This window comes from Chryseobacterium sp. ERMR1:04 (assembly GCF_001297705.1).
In the GTDB taxonomy this organism is placed as follows: Bacteria; Bacteroidota; Bacteroidia; order Flavobacteriales; family Weeksellaceae; genus Chryseobacterium.
This window is the reverse complement of record NZ_LIRF01000010.1, coordinates 214,377-235,257: the sequence shown is the minus strand read 5'-3', so window position 1 is coordinate 235,257 and position 20,881 is coordinate 214,377. Positions and strand designations below refer to the sequence as shown.

Genomic DNA, 20,881 nt, shown 5'->3' with positions numbered 1-20,881 from the left:
ATTTTTAATTATTCCGCAATCACTCTCACCATTTCTTTCACTTTCACCAATTTCTCCATCAACTCTTCTTTCGAATCAGCCAATACATTGATGTGACCCATTTTTCTTCCAGGTTTGGTTTCGGTTTTTCCGTAAAGATGAACGTAGGTTTTTGGCATTTTCAATACATCATCCATTCCTTCATAAATTACCTTTCCTTCGAATCCTTCTGCGCCAACTAAGTTTAACATTCCACTGAAAGTTAGAGAATCTGTATCTGCCAAAGGTAAATTCTTCACGACACGATACATTTGTTCAAACTGTGAATTGGCATTTCCTTCCTGACTTTGATGTCCCGAGTTATGTAATCTTGGAGCCGTTTCGTTGACCCAAATTTTTCCTTCCTGATCTAAAAATAATTCGATGGCAAAAAGTCCGGGAGAATTGACTACCTCTAAAAATTTCTCGGTAATAGAATCTATTTGCTTCTGAATATCGTCACTTAAAAAAACCGGACAAATGTTGAAATCTAATAAATTCAGTTTCGGATCTGCCACCATTTCTGTTACAGGAAAAGTCTTTGTTTCTCCGTTTTCATTTCTTGCAACAATTACAGAAAGTTCTTTATCAATATCAACCAAACTTTCAATCACAGAAGCTTCCTGCCAAAGATTTTGAAGATCAATTTCATTTTTAATGAGCTGAACTCCTTTTCCGTCGTATCCACCCGTATTCATTTTTTGAACAAAAGGTAAGGGCATTGTAATTTCTTTATCTCTATTCCAAACCACCTGAAATTCAGGACTTGGAATATTATGTGTTTTATAAAACTCCTTTTGAAGGATTTTTTGTTGAATGGTTTTAATAATTTTAGAATTCGGAACTACTTTTACGCCCTGATTTTCAAGTTCAGCCAAAGCATCAGCATTTACATGTTCGATTTCAATCGTTACAACATCTTTATCTTTACCAAAATTCAAAACTGTTTCATAGTCATTGAAATTCCCTTGGGTAAAGTATGAGATATTGTGACAAGGAGCATCAGAAGCAGGATCTAATGTATAAAACTGATCATCATATTTCAATGCGCTCTGTATCAACATTCTTCCCAACTGTCCGCCTCCTAAAATTCCTATTTTCATTCTTTCTTTTTATTTTTTCTATTAGATCTAATTATTAATTTAAACGCAAAAGTTCGCTAAGATTTTAATTTAAAATACCATTTTTAAAGTTCGCAAGGGCGTTTCACTCAGCAAATTCCGCAAATACTTTGAATCGCAGTTTATTAAATTTTATCTATTTTCAGGTATCCTAATCCTATTTCATTTTCCTGATTTTCAGCATTAGATTGGGTTAAAACAATCGAGTATTTTTCTTTCATTTTTTCAGGCAGAATATCATTTACATTAAAAATATCATCAATATCTACTCCATGTTTATCATCTACATGACTTACCGCTCCTTCAAAACCCATTGTTTTATAAAACTCTGTATCTTTTGCTCTTTTGATGATTTCTCCCATTGATTTCCCAACCATCAGATGCTGTTCGTGAAACTCTTCAAAGTGTCCTCTCTTATATCCTCCTAAATTCAGGAAATACAATTGATCTTCTGAAGTGGCCTCTGTTTTTTCAACAATCTTTACTTCATATCCGTCTGCAAACTGTACTTTTTGATGACAATCAAGGTGAATTTTGCCCTCTGCTTCCTTCCAAAAATCTTTCATATCCGGAACCAGATCTTTCAGGCTTTCAGCAATCCCGAAAAATACATCATGCTGTTCAATATTTCTGCCTTTAGGCGTTGCTCCCAGAATCACATAAAATAAATTCATTTCTTTCTTGTTTTTGCAAAATTACATTAAAATAATCTTTTTTAAAAGTTTGTCAGACAACGCCAATAGTTTTATATTTGTACCATGTCAGAAATCATCATTCTCTTTCTTGGAGCCATCTCGGCAGGCCTTTTAGGTTCGCTTACAGGGCTAGGAGGAGGAGTTATCATCATCCCTTTATTAACGCTGGGTTTCGGCGTTCCTATGCATTACGCAATTGGCGCTTCATTAATTTCTGTGATCGGTACTTCTTCCGGTGCGGCGGTTGCTTTCGTTAAAGAAGGCTTTACCAATATGAGGATCGGAATGTTTTTAGAGATCGGAACTACTGCCGGAGCCATCATTGGAGCTTTGGTTTCCGGGATGCTGAATCCAAATACATTGGGAATTATTTTTGCAAGTATTCTTCTTTTGACAGTTGTTTTAAATCTTAAAGGAAAACCTGATCATCAGGAACCTCTGATAAAAGGCAGCTTAGAAGAAAAACTAAAATTATACGGAACATTTCCTGATAAAGGTGTATTAAAAAGCTATTCTGCAAGAAATACAGTTCCCGGATTTTTCATGATGATGTTTGCAGGAGCAATGTCCGGATTATTAGGAATCGGTTCTGGTGCATTGAAAGTTTTGGCAATGGATAACATGATGAGACTGCCATTTAAAGTTTCTACCACAACCAGTAATTTTATGATCGGCGTAACCGCTGTTGCAAGTGCCATGATCTATTTCCAGAGAGGTGAAATTATTCCTGTAATCGCAGCTCCTGTTTTAGTAGGTGTCGTTGTTGGAAGTTTCATTGGTTCAAAAACATTAATGGTTTCTAAGACAAAAAAGCTGAAAGCATTCTTCGCCATTGTAATCACGATCCTGTCGATTTACATGATGTATAACGGTATCAATAAAAGTTTCAGATAATGAGAAAGAATTTCACAGATGTAGATCTAAACCGTTCCGTTGGAAATCTTTTGAGGCTGGGTGTTCTTTTATCGGTAGCAACCTCCATCATTGGTTTTGTTAAACTTTTCTTCGAAGGCTTTGAAATGCCTAAAAAATATACCAGCCTGGATGTAGGATCTTCTTCTGAAAAGGTTTGGAACCACTTCTGGCATTCGCTGGGTGCAGGGGAAGGAATGGCCATTATTCAATTGGGAATTCTGATTCTGATCATTACTCCTTTAATGAGAATTGTGTTTGCATTGGTTGGCTATCTTAAAGAAAAAGACTACGTGTATGTAGTCATTTCTTCTATTGTTTTAGCAATTATGGCCATCAGTTTCTTTACGGGATACGCTCACTAATTACATATAAATTACAGATGTTAAACATGAGATTTCAGTCTAACATCTGCAATCTAGTGTCTTCTTGTTTTACATTTCATAAAACTCCAAAGGAAGCTGATCCGGATCTTGGGTAAAGAAAAACTCTTTTCCGGTGAATTCGTCTATTCTTATTTCTTCACAGCTCAATCCTTTATCCATTAGCTCTTGTCGCTTTTCATTTACATTTTCAACAGAAAAAGCCAAATGTCTTAATCCACATGATTCAGGACGAGAGGGTCTTTGGGGCGGATTGGGAAATGAAAATAATTCGATAACGTAATGATCACCAATAGCCAGATCTAGTTTATATGATTGTCTTTCTTCACGGTATACTTCTCGAATAATATTCAGTCCCATAACTTCTGTATAGAACTTCTTGGAAACCTCGTAGTCTGAGCAAATAATTGCAATATGATGTATTTTCATTTAATAACTTTTGAATTGTTCTTCTAATAATTTTTCGTAAATCTTTCTCAGCTTTCTTTCCACTTTATCTTCTCTCAAATATCTTTCTATATTCATCGATTTTAAAGTGATTGACGTACCTCTTCCATCAATTGATTTTGATACCTGAAGCTGAATATTTTCTATCGTTTGGTCGCCAATTTTAATCTTATCAATTTTATATTCATTACTTTCATCGATACTTTTCAAAATCTCTTGCTTTAAACTATCATTAGAGATCTGAAAAATATCTTTTTTACTATCAATATTTTTATAATCAATCCTCCCCAATCCTAAATATTTACTTTTATTTACACCTACAATTCTCACAGAGTCTTTATGAATATTGATGTCTCTCTTTTTCAATTCTGCTAACACCTGCTCTTTAGATTTAGGAAGGGTAAAAGTAGTATTTCCAAATATTAAATTCCCTGTGTAAGGAACATAATCATAATGTCTATACCCTTGTGATGTTGACATTAAAACAAATAATGTGGGCGCTAAAACAGCAAAAGTATTTACTTTTTTAAGGCTAAAAGTATTAATAATATGTGCATTTAGAATCAAATAATAAGGAATGGGTAGCAACAACACAACAAATATATCTGAATAATCAACCACTCTATGAATTGAAATAGGAGAAATTATATTATAATACTGAATACAACTTTCCGAAAAAGGTGATTTCCAAAAAGCAAACAGCAACCCCGCCAGAAATACTGAATACTGCTTTAATTTTGGAAATAAATAGGTCAGAAGCATCGGAAACGAGACAATCCCTACAATGTCAGACAATTTCCCTGTCAACCAGCTCGTATATTCAAATTTGAAAAAATGATCATTTAAAAAGAGGATAGCCAGGCAACCTAAAAAAACATAGTTCAGAATCAGATTCTTATTTCTCATATTACTTTTTATTTTCACAGTTTTCCTTCCTTCTGGTATCGATTATATATTGAATTTTCCAGACATTATTCTGTTTTACCAGTTGGAAACTATTGGCGCCACAATGTAGTAATTTTCCTTTATAATAGAACTGATACGGCGTAAAAACACTTGCTAAATTCCCATCAATATGAATGGCTTCAATGGTTATCCTTTCATCTAAATCATCTTTTGCAGCCTTACCAATGGAAGAAATAAATTCAGGAATAGCATCTGTTTTCACGGTTCCGTCTTTTGTAACCGTTTGAAGAATTGCCGTTTCTGAAAATACAGATTTCAACAACTCCGTATCTGCGTTTTTCATCGCAAGAAATAAATTTCGGATAGGCTTTTCAACATCGTGATCGACAGACTTCTGTCCGAAACAAAATGCAGAAAGCAACAAACTAAGAACAACGATTTTATTCATCTTATTTTCAATTCAATCTAATAGAATAAAAATAGGAAAATAAAATATAAACCTTACATCAATTTAAAAAGTAAAATCATACTTTTAACCCTTTATTATAAGAAATATGTGGACTGCTTATCTCATCTTAGTTGTATTGTTACTCGTTTTAACGCTATTGCCAAAAATTCAAAATTCACATTGGATATTTAGGGTCCCTGAATTTGGTAAAATCCAGATCACATATTTCATTATGATTACCTTCATTCTGGGTTTCCTGGTAGATTCTTCGTCAGACTATTTTTGGTATTGCCAAGGTTTATTAATCCTGTTATTTATTCATCACGGTGTTATTCTTATCAAGTACACTCCGCTTTATCCGATAAAGAAACATTCGAGACAGCAGAAATCCTCTCAAAAATTACATTTTATTTCAGCGAATGTTTATCAGTTCAATACAGAATACGGCAGGTTTATCAAATTAATCGAAAAATACAATCCTCAAGTTTTTCTAACGATGGAAAGTAATGAAGATTGGGAGAAAGCCATGCAACCTTTAGAAAAAGATTATCCATATCACCATAAAGTAACGTTGGAAAATACGTATGGAATGCACTTTTATTCCAAACTCAAAATACAGGAAGCAAAAACACATTATTTTGTTGCAGATGATATTCCGAGTATTGAAATTCACTTAATCACCGAAGATGGGTTTTCCTTTGTCTTTTTTGGTGTTCATCCACCGCCGCCAAGTCCTACTGAAGAAGAAACTTCAAAAGAAAGAGACGGCGATTTACTAAGTACCGCAAAACGGGTCACTGAGATTGATAAACCCTTAATTGTTGTTGGAGATTTCAATAACGTAGCGTGGTCAAAATCATCTATACTATTCAGAAAAACAAGTCATTTGATTGATCCAAGAATTGGTCGCGCCTTCGTTTCAACCTTTCATGCAAAATACCGTGTGTTGAGATTTCCCATTGATTTGATGTTTCATAGTGAAGATATTTTCATTGAAAAGCTTAGTACATTAGAAAACTTTGGGTCTGATCATCTTCCCGTCTATTGTGAGTTTTTTATAGACCATCATAATGACCAGCAGGAAGAAAGAATAGAAAAAGCGACTACCGAAGAGAAAATCCAAGCTGAAAAAATGATTCAGGAAGGAAAAAAAGAAGATGGAGAACGTGATGTGGTTGTGACTGAGGATTGATTGAATTAACCTATATTTTGACTAAAGTCAATTCCGTTACGATAAAACGAAAACGGGCTAAAGCCCGTTTCTATTGATGTTTAATTCTATTTTTTTCTAATTAAAACTTCATAACATCCTTCACTACTCCATTGTTTTGAGTGTGTTGTAATAATTCAGTTTCAATAAAAGATTTAATTTGTTCTTCAGATCCGGCATTTGGAAATAAAAGATGAACATTTGCTCCCGCATCCAATGTAAAGAATAAAGGCAGTCCTGTTTCTCTTCTAAAATCCCAAACTTTATTGATTACTTCTAATGTTCCGACTTTCATTAAAATAAAAGCAGGATCGCTCATCATCATCATGGCATGAAGCGTCAGCGCTTCGTGTTCCACTAGTTTGATAAAACTTTGTAAATCTCCATTTTCCAGAATTTCTTTCATCGGTCCGAAGTTCTCTCTAGCTTCCAAAAACCTTCTTTCTGCATACGGATTGGTATTCATCAAACCATGTCCAACCGTTGAAGAAACCGTTTTTTGACCTTCATGAATCAATAACACCCAATCATTAAAATCCTTGAAAATTTCATGAATTTCATCATCCGGATATTTTACTGCGTATAGATCTGAACTTCCTTTTACCTGAGATTGTCCCCAAACAACCAATCCATCATACAAACTTCTGCACGCACTTCCACTTCCTAATCTAGCCAGGAAAGAAGCTTTTTTTAATGATTCTTCATCCGATGTTTTATCAGAAAAAACGTCATCTATTTTCATCAGACATTTGGCAATTGCTCCAAATCCTGAAGCTGAACTTGCAATTCCTGAACTGTGAGGAAATGTATTTTCTGTTCTGATGACATATTTACCTTCTAAGATCCAAGGTAAATACTGCTCGATATTTTTAAAATACTTCTCGATCTTTTCAGCAAATTTCACTTCTTCATTTCCTGCTAAAAATGTTTGTACAGAAAATGGTTCTCCAGCTAAAAACTCAAGAGTCGTATTGGTTTTACAATGATTTAAAGTATAACTGATGCTCGGATTTGCAGGAATCTGATTGTCATATTTTCCCCAATATTTAATCAGAGCAATATTTGACGGACAGCTTTCCGAAACCGTTTGTGAGCTTATCGTAAATTCTTGTTTTCCTAAAAATTCTTGTGTTGTCATAATTTAATTTAAAATGATAAACTTATTTTTAACATTAGTTTATTAAAATAATTACTATTTTTCGTGTCTTTTGATATATTGATTTAATGAAAATTGAACATGCAATATTCCTACAAAAAATGTCCAAACTGAATTGATTTCTACCCCTTTCAATTTTTCTATAATACGTTTTCTAAGAGAATAAATACAAACTAAAAAACATGCTACATAGCCAATTTGCCCAAGCCAATATAAAATCAACAAAATGGTCTCGTTGGAACTAGAAGAAGAGCTAAACAGATAATTTAAACATACATGATTGCACGAAAGAAAAAATATCAATAAAATAATCCATACAGTAAGTTTTGTGTCGAATTTAATATTTTTTTTAATAAACCAGTACGGAACATAAAGCCCAAAAGTTAAAACAGAATATACAATGATAAGAAAAATATTTTCTCTTTTTATTTCATTTTTAAGAATCTCAAATTTTAGCAGATAAACGATTATTCCATATAAAATAAGTTTATAGCCAAAACTTCCTACTAAGCTTATTAAAGGATACCATTTTAAAATTTCTGATGAATCATGGTAATCTGCTTTCAGACGTTGGTTAACATAATACTGTATAATATCGCCGATAATTGTAAAAGCAAGTCCAACCAATAGATAATAATTTACTTTATCTTTTGAAAATTTATTTGAAAAATAAAGATAAAGAATGATGATAATAAGACCGATACCAGGAAGATAAGCCAATAAATCCGGAATAATTTTTTGCAACATAAAATCTTGTTTTAATAAATATCAATAAGTTAATACATTTTCTCAATAAGATCTGCATATTTTTTAAGAACTACATTTCTTTTCACCTTCAACGTCGGCGTTATTTCACCTGTATTGATATCAAATTCAGCAGGCATCAAAGTGAATTTCTTTACCTTTTCAAAATCAGACAGATCGTGTTGCAGTTCATTAATCTTATCTTTATATAAACGAATAATTTCGTCTTTTTTCACCAATTCTTCCCAGTTGGTGAACGGAATATTATTTTTCTTGATATAGTCTTCCAGAAACTCAAAGTTAGGAACAATAAGAGCCGAAACAAATTGTCTTCCTTCTGCGATCAAAACAATTTGACCTATATAATTATTGTTGGTCAACAAATTTTCTATCTGCTGTGGCGCAATGTATTTTCCGTTGGAAGTTTTCATCAGATCTTTGATCCTGTCTGTAATGATCAAATTTCCTTTATCATCAATCTTTCCTGCATCACCGGTTTTAAACCAACCATCTTCCGTGAACACTTTTTGTGTTTCCTCCGGTTTGTTGTAATACCCTTTCATGATACCGTTTCCTTTGGCTTGAATTTCATCATTATCGCCAATTCTTAGCTCAACTCCCGGCAAAGGTTTTCCGCTTGTTGCATGCTCAAAATGGGTCAAAGGGAAAAGCGTCAACGTAGCCGTAGTTTCTGTTAACCCATATCCAACCGTAACGTGAATTCCCACTGATTCAAAGAATTTGGTAACTTCAGGAGATACAGAAGCTCCACCACAAGGCAAGAACCAAAGTCGGCCTCCCATTTTTTCTTTGATTTTACTGAAAACAAGCATATTAGCAACAGATTCTTTTAGTTTTAAACCAAAAGGAATTGCGTTTGCATTTTGTCTTAATTTTCCGGTTTGCGCTCCTGTTTCTAGTGCCCAATTGAAGATTTTCTTTTTTAAAGATGAACCTTCATTAGCTTTTTCTAATACTCCGGCATATACTTTCTGGAAAAATCTCGGTACAGCACACATCATTGTAGGTTTTATCTCTTCCAATGCTTTTGCAATGCTTTTGGGATCTTCCAGGAAATAGACTCTCGCCCCACCGTATAAACAAAGCAGACTCCAGCATCTTTCGAAAACGTGACTCAATGGTAAAAATGCCAATGAAAGCTCTTCTTCGAAGTTTTTAAACTTAAAAAATTCAAAATGAGCATCAAAAGCTTTGATGAAATTTCCGTGCGTCAACATTACTCCTTTCGGCGTTCCGGTAGTTCCTGATGTATAGATCAACGTTGCTACATCATCATATTCTTTTTTGATGATTTCTAGTTTTGAGGAAGCTTTTGCAATAAAATTTTCCAGATAATAACTGCTGAATTCTTTTTTGATCCACACTGCTTTTTTCGAAACAATAATGGTTTGAAGATTATTTTCTTCTTTATGTAAAATATCCAGACACGCATCATATTGCGCCTGATCTCCCACTAAAATAATTTTAGACTGAGAATCATTGATGATATATTCTGCCTGCTCAGCATTATTTGTTGAATAAATAGGAACTGTAATCGCTCCGATAGACATGGCAGCCAAATCAAAGATCATCCATTCAGAAGAATTATCTGAATAGATGGCGACTTTATCATTTTCCTGAATTCCTGCATTTTTCAGTGCATTGGCGGTTTTGAAAATCATTTCACCAAATTTCTTCCAGCTCAATTCTTTCCAGCCTTCTTTTTTCTTAAAACCAATGGCTGATTTTACAGGATGCTTTGCTACATTTTTATTGATAATTGCCTCTGCAAGATTCATTTATTTATTCAGCTTTTTATCGTTACTATAATTATTAAGATGAAAATCAACACTTTCCTGTACAGGAATGAACTGATAATTCAGCTTTTCTTTAATTTTTTGGTTGGAAATAATATTCAAAGAAGTTACCGCTTCAATATTAGATCGGGTAGCCATTTTTAGTGGTGGAATTAACCATCCGAAAAAAACATTCAGCCATCTTCCCAAATTCAGTTGGGTATTAGAAAGGATTTTAGCATCTTTCAATCCTAATTTCTTTCTGATATAATTGCCCAAATCTGCATATTTTTTATTTTCAGAGATAAGAATAAAACGTTCTCCGAAAATATTTTTTTCCATTAATTCAATGGCAATTTTTGCCACATCAATGACATCTACATAAGATGTTCCTCCGGAAAAAGTAAAATTATTCTTTTCGAAAGTAGAAAAAAGTTCGCCACTGCTTTGTTTCCAGTTTCCACTTCCAATGATCATTCCGGGGTTGATAATAATTGTATTTAAGCCTTCCGCAGACGCTCTCCAAACTTCCATTTCAGATAAATGTTTGGAAATTGCATAGGCAGAATGTTCTATTTTGGGATTAAAATCAGACTCTTCATCCAATTCTCCTTTTTCATTAAAGCCGTCTAAAACGGCAATAGAACTTACATGTAAAAATTTCTTAACATCGGAACCTTCACAAGCAAATAAGAGATTTTCTGTACCTTTAATATTCACATGGTACATTTCTTTCTCGTCTTTTGGATTAAAGCTCACCTTGGCAGCGCAGTGATATACCTCCTCTACTCCTTTTAAAGCATCTTGCAGAGAGTTGATGTCATCAAAATCTACGTCGATCCATTCAATTTTATTAAAAAAATCGTCAGCGCTTTCCGTATAAAATGAATACGAATGTTTTACTTCTTTTATATTGCTTGTAGGTCTTTTTGCAGCACGAACGTTTTTGCCTTTTTTAAGAAGCTCTAAAACAATTACTCTGCCTAAAATTCCGGTGGCACCCGTTACAAAAACCATCAATTATATTTCTACTTGATTGTTGACTAAATTATGACAATATTTTTTATTCGGCAATTCTTCGTTTTGTTAAACAATTACCTAAAAATTGTATCTGCAAATTTGCGATTTTTAAAGGACAATTTCGGCCTAGTTTACCATTTAATTAATGAATTTGTTTAAATTTTCATGAAAAGTTTAATGGAAAATATTTTGTTGGAGAATCACAAAGGCGCAAAGTTTTAAATCTTCATTCTGTTATTAATGCGCAAGAAAATCTGAGATTTTCAGGAAGCATTAGGTTTTATGTTTTGACTAAAGTCTTTATTGGGATTAAAATAAGAAAACGGGCTAAAGCCCGTTTCTATTGATCTGAAATTATTGTGTAATTCGTGGAGTTAATTTATGGTTTTTGTCTTAAAGAAACTTAAGCTAAAATCATGTTATTTCTTCTCGGAGCCTTGTCACACAAGACATCTGCAATACTTTTAGAAATAAGATTCCCTTCCGTTAGATTATCCAGCCAGAAAAACTCTCCCGCTGCATTGATTTCGATAAAATAGTATTCATCCTCTGGAGAAACAATGATGTCTAATGCACCATAATCTACGTTGTAAACATCTAAAAGTTCCAGAACTTTTTCTTCAATATCTTTCGGAAGTTCGGTTGGAAGCCATTTATCTATTAAATTAACACCGTCTTTCCTCCAGTCAACCTTAGCATCTTCAAATTGTTGAGAATCAATTTCAAAAGCATACACATCCTGACCAACAACAGTCACACGAAGTTCTTTTTTCTTTTGAATCATTCTCTGAAACTGCATTGGGCAGTATAAAAGGGTCTCTAATTCTTCAAATTTATCTTCTTTAACAACATTGGTGAAGACTACACTTTCCACGCCATCTTCATAAATGGCAAAACCGGTCTGCATTTTGGCAACCACGTTTTTATGTTTCAGAATAAACTGTTTTGCATCTTCAGGATTATTAGTCAGGCACGTTTCAGGAACTCTAAATCCTATTTTATCAGCTATTTTAAGCTGCTCTTCTTTGCTGTCTAATCTTCTGTAAACACTTGGTTTGCCTAAAGAATAACAGTCAAAAGATTCCAGAAAACCAAAAATCGTGTTGCGAATTTCTCCCATCGCAGCTCCGTAAAATTTAGAGTCAATTTCTTCTTTCAAACCGTTTCCAATATTATAAGCTCTTCGGTACCAAACTGCCGCAACATCGTCCAGACGAATTTTGGTATCAGCAGTTTCAAGATAACTCACCCATTCTCCATCTTGGAAAAGAGTAGATAATTTATTTTGTAAAGGATATAAATCTACATCGAAACGAATCACTTCACAGTTATTTTTTTCAATATATTCTGTTACTTTTTCGATAGAAAAATTATCTCCTGTATGGGTAATTATTAAAATTTTATTCATTGGTTTTTTTATTCTTTTTATAAGGTTATCAGCTATTCTTTGTGCAATCGGAAAATGCAGCTCTTTTTGTAACATTCCCCACTCTCCTTGCGGATTTACTTCAAGAAAATAATATTTCCCATCTTTTGCTTTAATCATATCAATTGCTCCGAGATACAGTTTCATTTCCTTCATCATTAAAGTTAAATTCGCTTTAATTTCTTTCGGAAGATCATATTCTGACCACATGAAATTACCTTGAGCAACCCGCCAATCGGCATTTTCACTGTTATTAATTTTGCCTGTGAAAAATTCGCCATCCACATAGACAATTCTCAGTTCATATTCTTTTTCGATATACGGTTGAAAAATCATTGGACAATAGGCTATATCAGCAATATGCTCTAAATTATCTTCATCAATAATAGTCGTTGAAAGAAAATTTTCCCCATTCATCGATTTTGTAATGACTCCATGAAGTTTTGCCACAGCTTTTCCATTACAATGTTCCTGGAAAAAATGCAGTATTTTTTCTTCGTCATTCGAAAAAAGTGTCTTTGGAATGGTTAAATTAAACTTTTGAGCAATCTTTAGCTGATACATTTTATTTCCATCGACCTTTGTTTCCTGTTCATAAGGATTGATCCACGGAAGATCTTCCAACACCGTAAAAAGATTATACCGAAGACTTCCATATTCTTTTAGAAAGATCTTCTCATACTCTTCATCAAGATCTTCAGGCACGGTAATTCGCCAGGATTTCCTGTGCCATACCGCTTGAATATCTTTAGAGTGAAGGATATTTCCAAATTCATCAATCAGTTCAAATGAATTTTCATTGATACTGATTTTCTGAAAATCATTAAGATGATCAGAATTAAGCCTGAAATAAGGAATATTTTTAGATCTCAGATAATCAAAAAAGAGATCGATATTATAAAAATCGTTGGAGTGAGTAATACAAAGAATCATTTGCCGCGTTTTATTAAAAAAGGAAACTTAAAGTTTAAGTTCCCTTTCAAATATGATCTTGTTAATATGTTTAATTTATACAACCGGAGCATCATCATCTCCATCAGAAGGATACTTCTGAGTGTACGCCATATCAGTAGGTTTCATTGTTACAGGCCCTGGGCTATAAACACTATCTCTTTCGGGAATGGTAATATCAGTTCCTCCTTTTACTTTCTGAGGTTCTTTTAATTGTTTTTCAAGAAATGATGCAAAGAATGGTTTCTTTTTTGAATCCTTGTTTTTCATAATCTTTGGTTTGGTTTGGTTTGATTTAATATAATTTTGTATAAATTGAGAGAATCTTATTCTAATTCTCCTGTTTCATCACTATCAGAAGGATACTTCAAGGTTACCTGATCATTTTGTCTATCCGTAACCGTATCTCTTAAAATGGATGTTGTAGGAGTATCCTGAAGTGCAGTAGTTATTGCTCCTCCTTTTACTGTTTGAGGATCCTGAATTTGCTTCTCTAAAAATGAAGCGAAAAAAGGCTGCTTTTTCGAATTCTTATTTTTCATAATAACTATTGTTTGGTGGGTTTACTATTGTAAAGTATTAAATACCAGCTTCATCATTATCAGATGGATACTTTAGCGTCACTAGATGATCTCTTGTCGGCAAAGTAGCATTGTCAAAAGTTGGAGAAGTCGCAACATCTCTTGTAGTATCACTCACAATATCAGTAAGAGGTGTTGTCACTGCCCCACCCTGAATAGTTTCCGGATCTTTAATTTGCTTCTCTAGAAAAGAGGCAAAAAATGGCTTCTTTTTTGAATTTTCGTTGTTCATAATCCTTTATTTTGGGTTGAATTTAAGATAATGACAGAACCTCAACTATGACGTTTCTCCTGCTTCGTCGCCGTCAGAAGGATACTTCATTGTTACGTTATCATAGCCCGGCTTTGTAACAGTGTCTTGAAGCGCTGTTGTTACATTATCCAGAAGTTCCGAAGTCATAGAACCTCCTTTCACTTTTTCAGGATCATTAATTTGCTTCTCTAGAAATGAAGCAAAAAACGGTTTCTTTAATTTTTTGTTTTTCATGATATTTGAATTGGGTTTTAGTTTTTAATAATTACACTACAGAATCATCACCATCTGAAGGATATTTCATTGTTACATGATCGAATCCCGGCTTTGTAACATTATCCAAAATGGCAGAAGTGATCGTATCTTTTGTAGGAATTGTGATAGAATCTTCAAGGGCTGTGGTGATTTCTAACCCTCCATTCACTTTCTCTGGATTCTTAATTTGTTTCTCTAAAAATGAAGCAAAAAACGGTTTTTTTGAATTTTTCTGTCTCATAAGTTGATATTATTAGTTATTTGGTAAAACTAAATTACAAAAAATTCAACACAAGGAGAAATAAATAACTTATTTATTAAAATTTTAACACAAACTCAAAAATCAAAGAATAAAATTAATTTAAATTTAAAAACTGCCTAACAACAATCGCAAAATCAACCGGATTCTCTGCCTGAACCCAATGTCCCGCATTTTTCACCGTTACAATCTTAGCTTTTGGGAATTGTTGCTTAATTCCAAACTCATCCTGAGGAAGAATGTAGTTTGATTTTTCACCAGAAATAAATAAAGTTTCTCCTTCAAAAACACCAAATTTAATGGCATTAGAAACAAACTCTGTATATTTTTCTGCTAATGTTTTAAGATTAAATCTCCAGTTGAGCTTTTTATCATCATCCCAATATAAATTTTTAGCTAAAAACTGAATGGTAGATTTTTCAGGAATATATTGTGTTAAAACAGCTTCAACTTCATTTCGAGAGTTTACCGTAGTAAAATCAACCGTTTCCAACGCTTTGACAATTCCCTGGTGATGTGGCGGATATGCTTTTGGAGAAATATCAACGACAATTAATTTATCCACTTTCTCAGGATATCTTATCGCAAATTGCATTACCGCTTTCCCACCCAGAGAATGCCCTAGAATATGCGCTTTTTCTATTCCGTAATGGCTCATATAATGAGCAATATCATCCGCTAAATCATCATGTGACATCCCTTCAGAGTGAAAACTTCTTCCATGATTTCTAAGGTCAATTAAATGTACAGGCAACTGATCGCCCAGATCTTTTCCAAAGCTTCCCCAATTGTCAAGCATTCCGAACAATCCGTGAAAAACCAAAAGTGGTGTAGACGAAAGATTTTCGCCAAATATTTTTGAATGTAGAATTTCCATAATTATTTTTTTAGAATGGAAGCTAGAAGATGGATGCCGGAAGTTATTAAAAGAATCTTATCAAACTTCCAGCTTCAAACCTCAGGCTTCCTGCTTTATGCCCATTTTGCCAATCTCTTCAAGTATGCCTGAATTGTATTTTCCATTCCCATGTACAATGCTTCAGAAACCAAAGCATGGCCAATAGAAACTTCCAGTAAATTCGGGATATTATCTGCAAAATATTTTAAATTTTCTAAGCTAAGATCGTGTCCGGCATTGATACCTAAACCAAATTCATTTGCAACAACTGCAGTATCATAGTAAGGTTTTATCGCCTGTTCTTTATTCAGTAAATAGTTTTTTGCGTAAGCTTCTGTGTATAACTCTATTCTGTCTGTTCCGGTTTTTGCAGCATATTCCACCAATTCAGGTGTTGGATCTAAGAAAACAGACGTACGGATTCCCGCATTTTTAAACTCAGCAATAATTTCTGTAAGAAAATCTAAGTGCTTTTTTGTGTCCCATCCTGCATTTGAAGTAATAGCATCATCTGCGTCAGGAACCAGTGTTACCTGCTCCGGCTTTACCTCCAACACCATATCAATAAAATCTCTATGCGGATTTCCTTCAATATTAAATTCTGTAGTCACCAAAGGCTTCAGATCATAAACATCTTTTCTTGTGATATGTCTTTCATCGGGTCTTGGGTGGATGGTAATTCCCTGTCCGCCAAACTCCTGAATTTTAATTGCAGCTTCTGTTACACTTGGCGTTTCGCCTCCTCTTGCATTTCTTATCGTTGCAATTTTATTAATGTTTACACTTAATTTTGTCATGTTTTTTTAAGATGTTATTGATTAAGATTGAAATAGAAAGTTGAATCACAGTCTTCCAATTTCGTTCTTATTTTATTTTTAATATTTAATAATTCGAAGCCTGAAAATCAGCGGAGAAGAAAAACTTATAACTTCTGCCTTCAAGCTTCTAAACTTTTTACACTTTTACATTCACCTGCATTACCTGAAGATCAAATTCTTTTGAAGCCACCAATAAATGGTCAAAAATATCGGCTTGGATCTGCTCAAAACGTTCCCATTTAGAGTCATTTGCAAAACAATAAATTTCCAACGGCAACCCTTGTGGAGTGATCTCCAACTGGCGAACCATTCTTACTCCCTTTTCATCTACTGCAGGATCATTTTCAATATACTTTTGTGCATAATGCCTGAAAACACCAATATTAGTAAGTTGTTTCCCGTTAATGATCTTATTTTTATGCTCTATATTTTCTTTTTCCTTGGCTAATTCCTTGCTTTTTTCTTCAAGATAATCTGAGATCAAATTAATTTCTTTTAATCTTTCAATATCCTCCGGTGTCAAAAATTTAAAAGAATTGATATTGAAATAAATTGATTTCTTAATTCGTCTTGTATTAGACTCTGACATTACCTGAAGATTTTTAATCTCGGTCGTTAATAAATCATACGTAGGAATCGTGGAGATTGTTTTATCGAAATTGGTGATTTTTGTAGTCAGAAGGCTTATATCTGCAATATTTCCTTCAATATTGTATTTAGGAATTCCGATCCAGTCGCCCACTTTCATACTTTTGGATGTTGCCACATGAAGTCCAGTTACAAAACCTAAGATCGTATCTCTGAAAACAAGGACTAACACTGCTGTTATTGCTCCTAAACTTCCTAAAATTGTTCCGCCTTTAATCCCGAAAATAGTACAGATCCCGATCACAGTAAGAATAAAGATTCCAAAAATCTTCACTGATTCTGAGATCGCATTCAGCGCCATTATTTTATAAAAATCCTGTTTGATAACAAAGTAATTTCTAAACGCCGTCAGTACTCTGAATAACATTCCTGCAATCACAAAAATAATACCCAAACTCACGATAACGCCTAAGAATTCAAAGCTTTTAGGATGTCTCCAAAAAACAGACTTCAAGGCAGATTCAGCAAAGCTTAATGTCCCTAAATGAACGATAGAATTTGTTATTCTGGATTGATAAATTGATTTTAAAACCGGATACTTTTCTTTATCAAAAAAATTCTTAAAAATAGTGTTAACCAGAATTTTAAATAGAAAGTCTAACAAACAAACAAGACCTGCCAGAAAAATAAATTTAAGAATAATCTGGCACGTAAGCACCAAATCGCCAGGAACATTATCTCTAACGAAATAATGAATTGTATCACTTATATCCTGCAAAAAATCTTTGGTATCTTGTAGTTCGTCTTTCATTTACAGCAAATTTAGGAAAATTAAGGTTGATTTAAATTAAAACTTTCTCATCAATTTTCATCCCAAAATACGTTCTTTTTTAAAATTTAATAAAAATTATCAACCACCATTCTTTAAATTATCAAATCCACTCAAACATTGATTAATAAATATAAAATCCACCAAAAAATACAATTAAAAATAAATAATATTAAAAATTTACCATATTTTATGATTTTATATTTAATTATTTATTAATTTTGATAAAAACTAACCAAATAAAAATCAATTAGATATGAGAAAACACTACTTATTTATTTTGTTGTGTGTGTTCACACTTTTAACAAATTGTACAGGAGGAGAAGATCCTGTAATCGTTTCCCAGAACTCAGGTCCTGCGGTTGCAAAAACCGGAAAACTTACCGGAAAAGTGATGTCACAAAACGGAACCAAACCTATTGGAGGTGCTTCAGTTTTCACTTTTGATGACAAGTATAAAATCTATTATACGACTTCAGACGCAGATGGTAACTTCACACTGGAAGCTCCGGCCGGAGATCACACCATCCATATTCAAACAGGGAATGGTAGTAATTTCCGTACAGAAATTTCTGCGACTGTAAAAGATAAGGAAACGGTAAGTTTAGAAGCCAATCAAACCAAACTGAATCAGGTTGCTAAAATTGCGTATGTAAAAGGATCGTTTGATAAAATCGAAGATATCATTCAGACTTTAGGGTATACTGCAACTCAAATTACCAATAGTGATCTTGCCAATTTAACGACTATCTCGCAGTATGATATTATTTTTCTTAATTGCGGCTCAAGAAACCATTACGCAAATCAATCAATTTTCCCTGCAATTGATGCCAACTTAGCCACTTTTGTTGCTAACGGCGGAAGTATTTATGCTTCAGATTGGGATGTTGCCTATTTAGTAGGTGGCACAGACTACACTTCCAGCTGCTCACCTGCAGGCGGATTTGTTCCGGACACCAAACTATGCTCTGTAAACCAAGGAAACGCAGGTATCGTTCCGGCAGTAGTAAGCAATGCAGGACTTTCTGCTGCATTAGGATTTAGCTCATTTAACATCGATTTTGATCTGGTAGCGTGGCAGAAAATCACAAATTATGACCCAAATTATTGGGAAGTTTTAGTTAAAGACACGTCAAATAATGCTTTGATGATCAGAACCAATCATTTTACAACAACAGGTGTTCCGGCTACTCCGATAGGAAATGCTCCTACGTCAACATTTGTAACGGTTTGTATTACACTGCCGGGAAATACCCAGATCAGCATTTCAGTTCCTCAGGTATTGGTTCCTTATTTGGTTGCATTGGGAGCAACAGTAGGACCTTGTACAGGAGCTTCAAACAGCGGATATATTTATTATACTTCTTTTCATAATCATGCTTCAGGAAACATTGGAAATGCAGGCGTAATTTTACAATATGTAATCTTAAACTTATAATAAATTTTGAACTTAGATTGGAAGGTGGCTTTTGTAAGGCCACCTTTTTTTATATCTTGCATGTATAATTTAAAGAATGGATACCACATTAATTAATATTCTCTGTCTTGTTTTATTATTCCTCGGGCTCTTGGGAACCTTCCTTCCTATTTTACCCGGACTATTATTAAGTCTTTGTGGATTATTAATTTACAAATTCGGAACGGATGCAGATCTGTCTATGATTTATGTTTGGGCTTTCGTAGTTCTTACAGCTGCTTCCGTTGTCTTAAGCTATGTAATTCCTGCTAAAACCAATCAAAAATATGGAGGAACGCGTTGGGGAAGTATTGGCTCAATTATTGGAACTATTGTCGGAATGTTCCTTCCTATCCCATTAGGATTTTTAATCGGAATGTTTGCCGGAGTATTTATTGGTGAATTACTTCACGACAGCAAAGACATGAAGAAAGCATTACAATCTACCAAAGGAGCTTTCATTGGATTCATTTACGGAACCGGATTCAGTTTGGTTGTAGGAGTGGCCATGTTTTTGGTCGTTGTTTTGAATATGCTTAATATCATTTAAAAAATAAAGATCATGTTACATAAAACCATCATATTGAGTTTAGGACTATTGGCATTAGTGAATTGTAATGCTCAAAAAGAAACGAAAACCTCAACAAAAACGTCCGTTGCTACCAATACCAAAGAAAAAACACCAATGAGTAAAGATGAAAACATCATTTATTTCAATGAAGGGGAAAATAAATTCCTTAAAGAATATGAAATGAATGTTACCTTCAAAGGTATTTCAGAAGACAGTCGTTGTCCCGAAGGTGTAAACTGTATGTGGGCCGGAGTTGCCGTTGCACAGATTGAAGTAATGGGATTAGCAACCAGACCAATGACTGTAAATATCGCCACTACAGAAAATGCAGGGCGAAATTACCATCAGTCTACAACGTTTAATGGAGCAATTATTTCATTACAAGAAGTAACGCCTTATCCGACCTCACAAGGCGGGACAAAAGCCCTTGCCGGAAAATATAAGATCGGAATCGTTATTAAAAAAGCAGGAGAAAATTCTACCACGAAATAGGTTTTCTTCCTTTTGAAACCAAATATTCATTAATTTTTGAGAAAGGCTTGCTCCCGAAAAATCCTCTATATACAGAAAATGGTGAAGGGTGCGCAGACTTGATAATACAATGCTTAGCCGGATCAATGAGTTCGGCTTTTTTCTGTGCAAAAGCGCCCCACAATACAAAAACTACATTTTCTTTTTTATCTGAAATTTCTTTAATAATGTAATCTGTGAATTTTCCCCAACCTAAATCTTTATGAGAGTTCGGCGTATGAGCACGCACCGTTAAAGTAGCATTCAGCATCAGGACGCCTTGTTTTCCCCAATCATCCAACTCTTTTGAAGTTCTTACCACTCCTAAATCATCCTTTAATTCAATAAAAATATTTTTCAATGAAGGTGGCGCAGTTACCTGTTCAGAAACAGAAAAACACAAACCATTCGCCTGGAAGTCATTATGATAAGGATCTTGCCCGATAATTACCACTTCAATATCCTCAAAAGGTGTAATTTCCAACGCTCTGAAAATCTGATTTTTGGGAGGAAAAACTTTTGTTGTTGCGTATTCTTCTTTTACTTTCTCCCAAAGGGTAGTAAAATATTCTGTGCTTTTTATTGGGGCTAAAATTTCAGTCCAGGTCATGGGGTTTGATTTGATTATTT

The 20,881-nt window shown here is 34.0% G+C and carries 25 protein-coding genes; 6 read left to right on the top strand and 19 right to left on the bottom strand.

Features of this window, described 5'->3' with window-relative positions; all coding sequences use genetic code 11:
- Positions 1 to 8: 8 nt before the first annotated feature.
- Entirely contained in the window at positions 9 to 1,121 is a 1,113-nt protein-coding gene (locus AMQ68_RS24585; protein ID WP_054513245.1) for a 5-(carboxyamino)imidazole ribonucleotide synthase, read from the bottom strand.
- 143 nt (positions 1,122 to 1,264) lie between these two features.
- Entirely contained in the window at positions 1,265 to 1,813 is a 549-nt protein-coding gene (locus tag AMQ68_RS24580) for a DUF1543 domain-containing protein (protein WP_054513244.1), read from the bottom strand.
- An 84-nt stretch (positions 1,814 to 1,897) separates the two neighbouring features.
- On the opposite strand from AMQ68_RS24580, the gene AMQ68_RS24575 reads away from it, so the two are divergent.
- Complete coding sequence (locus AMQ68_RS24575) at positions 1,898 to 2,728, top strand: sulfite exporter TauE/SafE family protein (protein ID WP_054513243.1); 831 nt, start codon at positions 1,898 to 1,900, stop codon at positions 2,726 to 2,728.
- Entirely contained in the window at positions 2,728 to 3,111 is a 384-nt protein-coding gene (locus tag AMQ68_RS24570) for a DUF1634 domain-containing protein (protein ID WP_054513242.1), read from the top strand. Before AMQ68_RS24575 ends, AMQ68_RS24570 begins: the two co-directional genes overlap by 1 nt.
- 69 nt (positions 3,112 to 3,180) lie before the next feature.
- Here the strand turns inward: AMQ68_RS24570 and AMQ68_RS24565 are convergent, their stop codons facing one another.
- The 3 genes from AMQ68_RS24565 to AMQ68_RS24555 are packed head-to-tail and all read right to left on the bottom strand — an operon-like array spanning position 3,181 to position 4,930.
- Positions 3,181 to 3,558 carry a VOC family protein gene (locus AMQ68_RS24565; RefSeq protein ID WP_054513241.1) on the bottom strand — a complete coding sequence of 126 codons (378 nt, stop codon included), beginning with the start codon at positions 3,556 to 3,558 and terminating at the stop codon, positions 3,181 to 3,183.
- The gene (locus tag AMQ68_RS24560; protein ID WP_054513240.1) at positions 3,559 to 4,482 is read right to left on the bottom strand and encodes a hypothetical protein; all 924 of its coding nucleotides are present in this window, start codon (positions 4,480 to 4,482) and stop codon (positions 3,559 to 3,561) included.
- Between the two features lies 1 nt (position 4,483).
- Positions 4,484 to 4,930: a nuclear transport factor 2 family protein gene (locus AMQ68_RS24555; protein ID WP_054513239.1), complete on the bottom strand. Its 447-nt coding sequence runs from the start codon at positions 4,928 to 4,930 to the stop codon at positions 4,484 to 4,486.
- 232 nt (positions 4,931 to 5,162) lie between these two features.
- Here AMQ68_RS24555 and AMQ68_RS24550 point away from each other — a divergent pair, with 232 nt between their 5' ends.
- The gene (locus tag AMQ68_RS24550) at positions 5,163 to 6,122 is read left to right on the top strand and encodes an endonuclease/exonuclease/phosphatase family protein (RefSeq protein ID WP_241775208.1); all 960 of its coding nucleotides are present in this window, start codon (positions 5,163 to 5,165) and stop codon (positions 6,120 to 6,122) included.
- Between the two features lie 100 nt (positions 6,123 to 6,222).
- Here the strand turns inward: AMQ68_RS24550 and AMQ68_RS24545 are convergent, their stop codons facing one another.
- From AMQ68_RS24545 to AMQ68_RS24480, 13 genes are all read right to left on the bottom strand, one after another.
- Positions 6,223 to 7,278: a diphosphomevalonate/mevalonate 3,5-bisphosphate decarboxylase family protein gene (locus AMQ68_RS24545; RefSeq protein ID WP_054513237.1), complete on the bottom strand. Its 1,056-nt coding sequence runs from the start codon at positions 7,276 to 7,278 to the stop codon at positions 6,223 to 6,225.
- Positions 7,279 to 7,332: 54 nt separating this feature from the next.
- A complete protein-coding gene (locus AMQ68_RS24540) occupies positions 7,333 to 8,043 on the bottom strand; it encodes a hypothetical protein (protein WP_054513236.1) in 711 nt (236 codons plus the stop codon).
- Between the two features lie 29 nt (positions 8,044 to 8,072).
- Positions 8,073 to 9,839: a long-chain fatty acid--CoA ligase gene (locus AMQ68_RS24535; RefSeq protein WP_054513235.1), complete on the bottom strand. Its 1,767-nt coding sequence runs from the start codon at positions 9,837 to 9,839 to the stop codon at positions 8,073 to 8,075.
- Positions 9,840 to 10,853 carry an NAD-dependent epimerase/dehydratase family protein gene (locus AMQ68_RS24530; RefSeq protein ID WP_054513234.1) on the bottom strand — a complete coding sequence of 338 codons (1,014 nt, stop codon included), beginning with the start codon at positions 10,851 to 10,853 and terminating at the stop codon, positions 9,840 to 9,842.
- A 406-nt stretch (positions 10,854 to 11,259) separates the two neighbouring features.
- The gene (locus AMQ68_RS25770; RefSeq protein ID WP_241775207.1) at positions 11,260 to 13,215 is read right to left on the bottom strand and encodes an MvdC/MvdD family ATP grasp protein; all 1,956 of its coding nucleotides are present in this window, start codon (positions 13,213 to 13,215) and stop codon (positions 11,260 to 11,262) included.
- 75 nt (positions 13,216 to 13,290) lie between these two features.
- A complete protein-coding gene (locus AMQ68_RS24515) occupies positions 13,291 to 13,503 on the bottom strand; it encodes a microviridin/marinostatin family tricyclic proteinase inhibitor (RefSeq protein ID WP_054513233.1) in 213 nt (70 codons plus the stop codon).
- A 56-nt stretch (positions 13,504 to 13,559) separates the two neighbouring features.
- A complete protein-coding gene (locus AMQ68_RS24510; RefSeq protein WP_054513232.1) occupies positions 13,560 to 13,775 on the bottom strand; it encodes a microviridin/marinostatin family tricyclic proteinase inhibitor in 216 nt (71 codons plus the stop codon).
- 37 nt (positions 13,776 to 13,812) lie between these two features.
- Positions 13,813 to 14,046 carry a microviridin/marinostatin family tricyclic proteinase inhibitor gene (locus AMQ68_RS24505; protein WP_054513231.1) on the bottom strand — a complete coding sequence of 78 codons (234 nt, stop codon included), beginning with the start codon at positions 14,044 to 14,046 and terminating at the stop codon, positions 13,813 to 13,815.
- A 45-nt stretch (positions 14,047 to 14,091) separates the two neighbouring features.
- Positions 14,092 to 14,301, bottom strand: a complete 210-nt coding sequence (locus AMQ68_RS24500) for a microviridin/marinostatin family tricyclic proteinase inhibitor (protein ID WP_054513230.1) — start codon at positions 14,299 to 14,301, stop codon at positions 14,092 to 14,094.
- 31 nt (positions 14,302 to 14,332) lie between these two features.
- A complete protein-coding gene (locus AMQ68_RS24495) occupies positions 14,333 to 14,563 on the bottom strand; it encodes a microviridin/marinostatin family tricyclic proteinase inhibitor (protein WP_054513229.1) in 231 nt (76 codons plus the stop codon).
- 115 nt (positions 14,564 to 14,678) lie between these two features.
- Positions 14,679 to 15,458 carry an alpha/beta fold hydrolase gene (locus tag AMQ68_RS24490; protein ID WP_054513228.1) on the bottom strand — a complete coding sequence of 260 codons (780 nt, stop codon included), beginning with the start codon at positions 15,456 to 15,458 and terminating at the stop codon, positions 14,679 to 14,681.
- Between the two features lie 95 nt (positions 15,459 to 15,553).
- On the bottom strand, positions 15,554 to 16,276 hold the full coding sequence (locus AMQ68_RS24485) for a pyridoxine 5'-phosphate synthase (protein WP_054513227.1): 723 nt from the start codon (positions 16,274 to 16,276) through the stop codon (positions 15,554 to 15,556).
- Between the two features lie 157 nt (positions 16,277 to 16,433).
- Positions 16,434 to 17,696: a mechanosensitive ion channel family protein gene (locus AMQ68_RS24480; protein WP_054513226.1), complete on the bottom strand. Its 1,263-nt coding sequence runs from the start codon at positions 17,694 to 17,696 to the stop codon at positions 16,434 to 16,436.
- Positions 17,697 to 17,970: 274 nt separating this feature from the next.
- Here AMQ68_RS24480 and AMQ68_RS24475 point away from each other — a divergent pair, with 274 nt between their 5' ends.
- The 3 genes from AMQ68_RS24475 (at position 17,971) to AMQ68_RS24465 (ending at position 20,233) form a co-directional block, all read left to right on the top strand.
- Entirely contained in the window at positions 17,971 to 19,152 is a 1,182-nt protein-coding gene (locus AMQ68_RS24475) for a carboxypeptidase regulatory-like domain-containing protein (RefSeq protein WP_054513225.1), read from the top strand.
- A gap of 76 nt (positions 19,153 to 19,228) precedes the next feature.
- Positions 19,229 to 19,720 (top strand): DUF456 domain-containing protein, encoded by a 492-nt coding sequence (locus tag AMQ68_RS24470; protein WP_054513224.1) that lies wholly within the window; start codon positions 19,229 to 19,231, stop codon positions 19,718 to 19,720.
- Between the two features lie 12 nt (positions 19,721 to 19,732).
- Entirely contained in the window at positions 19,733 to 20,233 is a 501-nt protein-coding gene (locus tag AMQ68_RS24465) for a hypothetical protein (protein WP_054513223.1), read from the top strand.
- Here AMQ68_RS24465 and AMQ68_RS24460 read toward each other — a convergent pair.
- Positions 20,220 to 20,861 carry a uracil-DNA glycosylase gene (locus tag AMQ68_RS24460; protein WP_054513222.1) on the bottom strand — a complete coding sequence of 214 codons (642 nt, stop codon included), beginning with the start codon at positions 20,859 to 20,861 and terminating at the stop codon, positions 20,220 to 20,222. The genes AMQ68_RS24465 and AMQ68_RS24460 overlap by 14 nt on opposite strands.
- Positions 20,862 to 20,881: the final 20 nt, after the last annotated feature.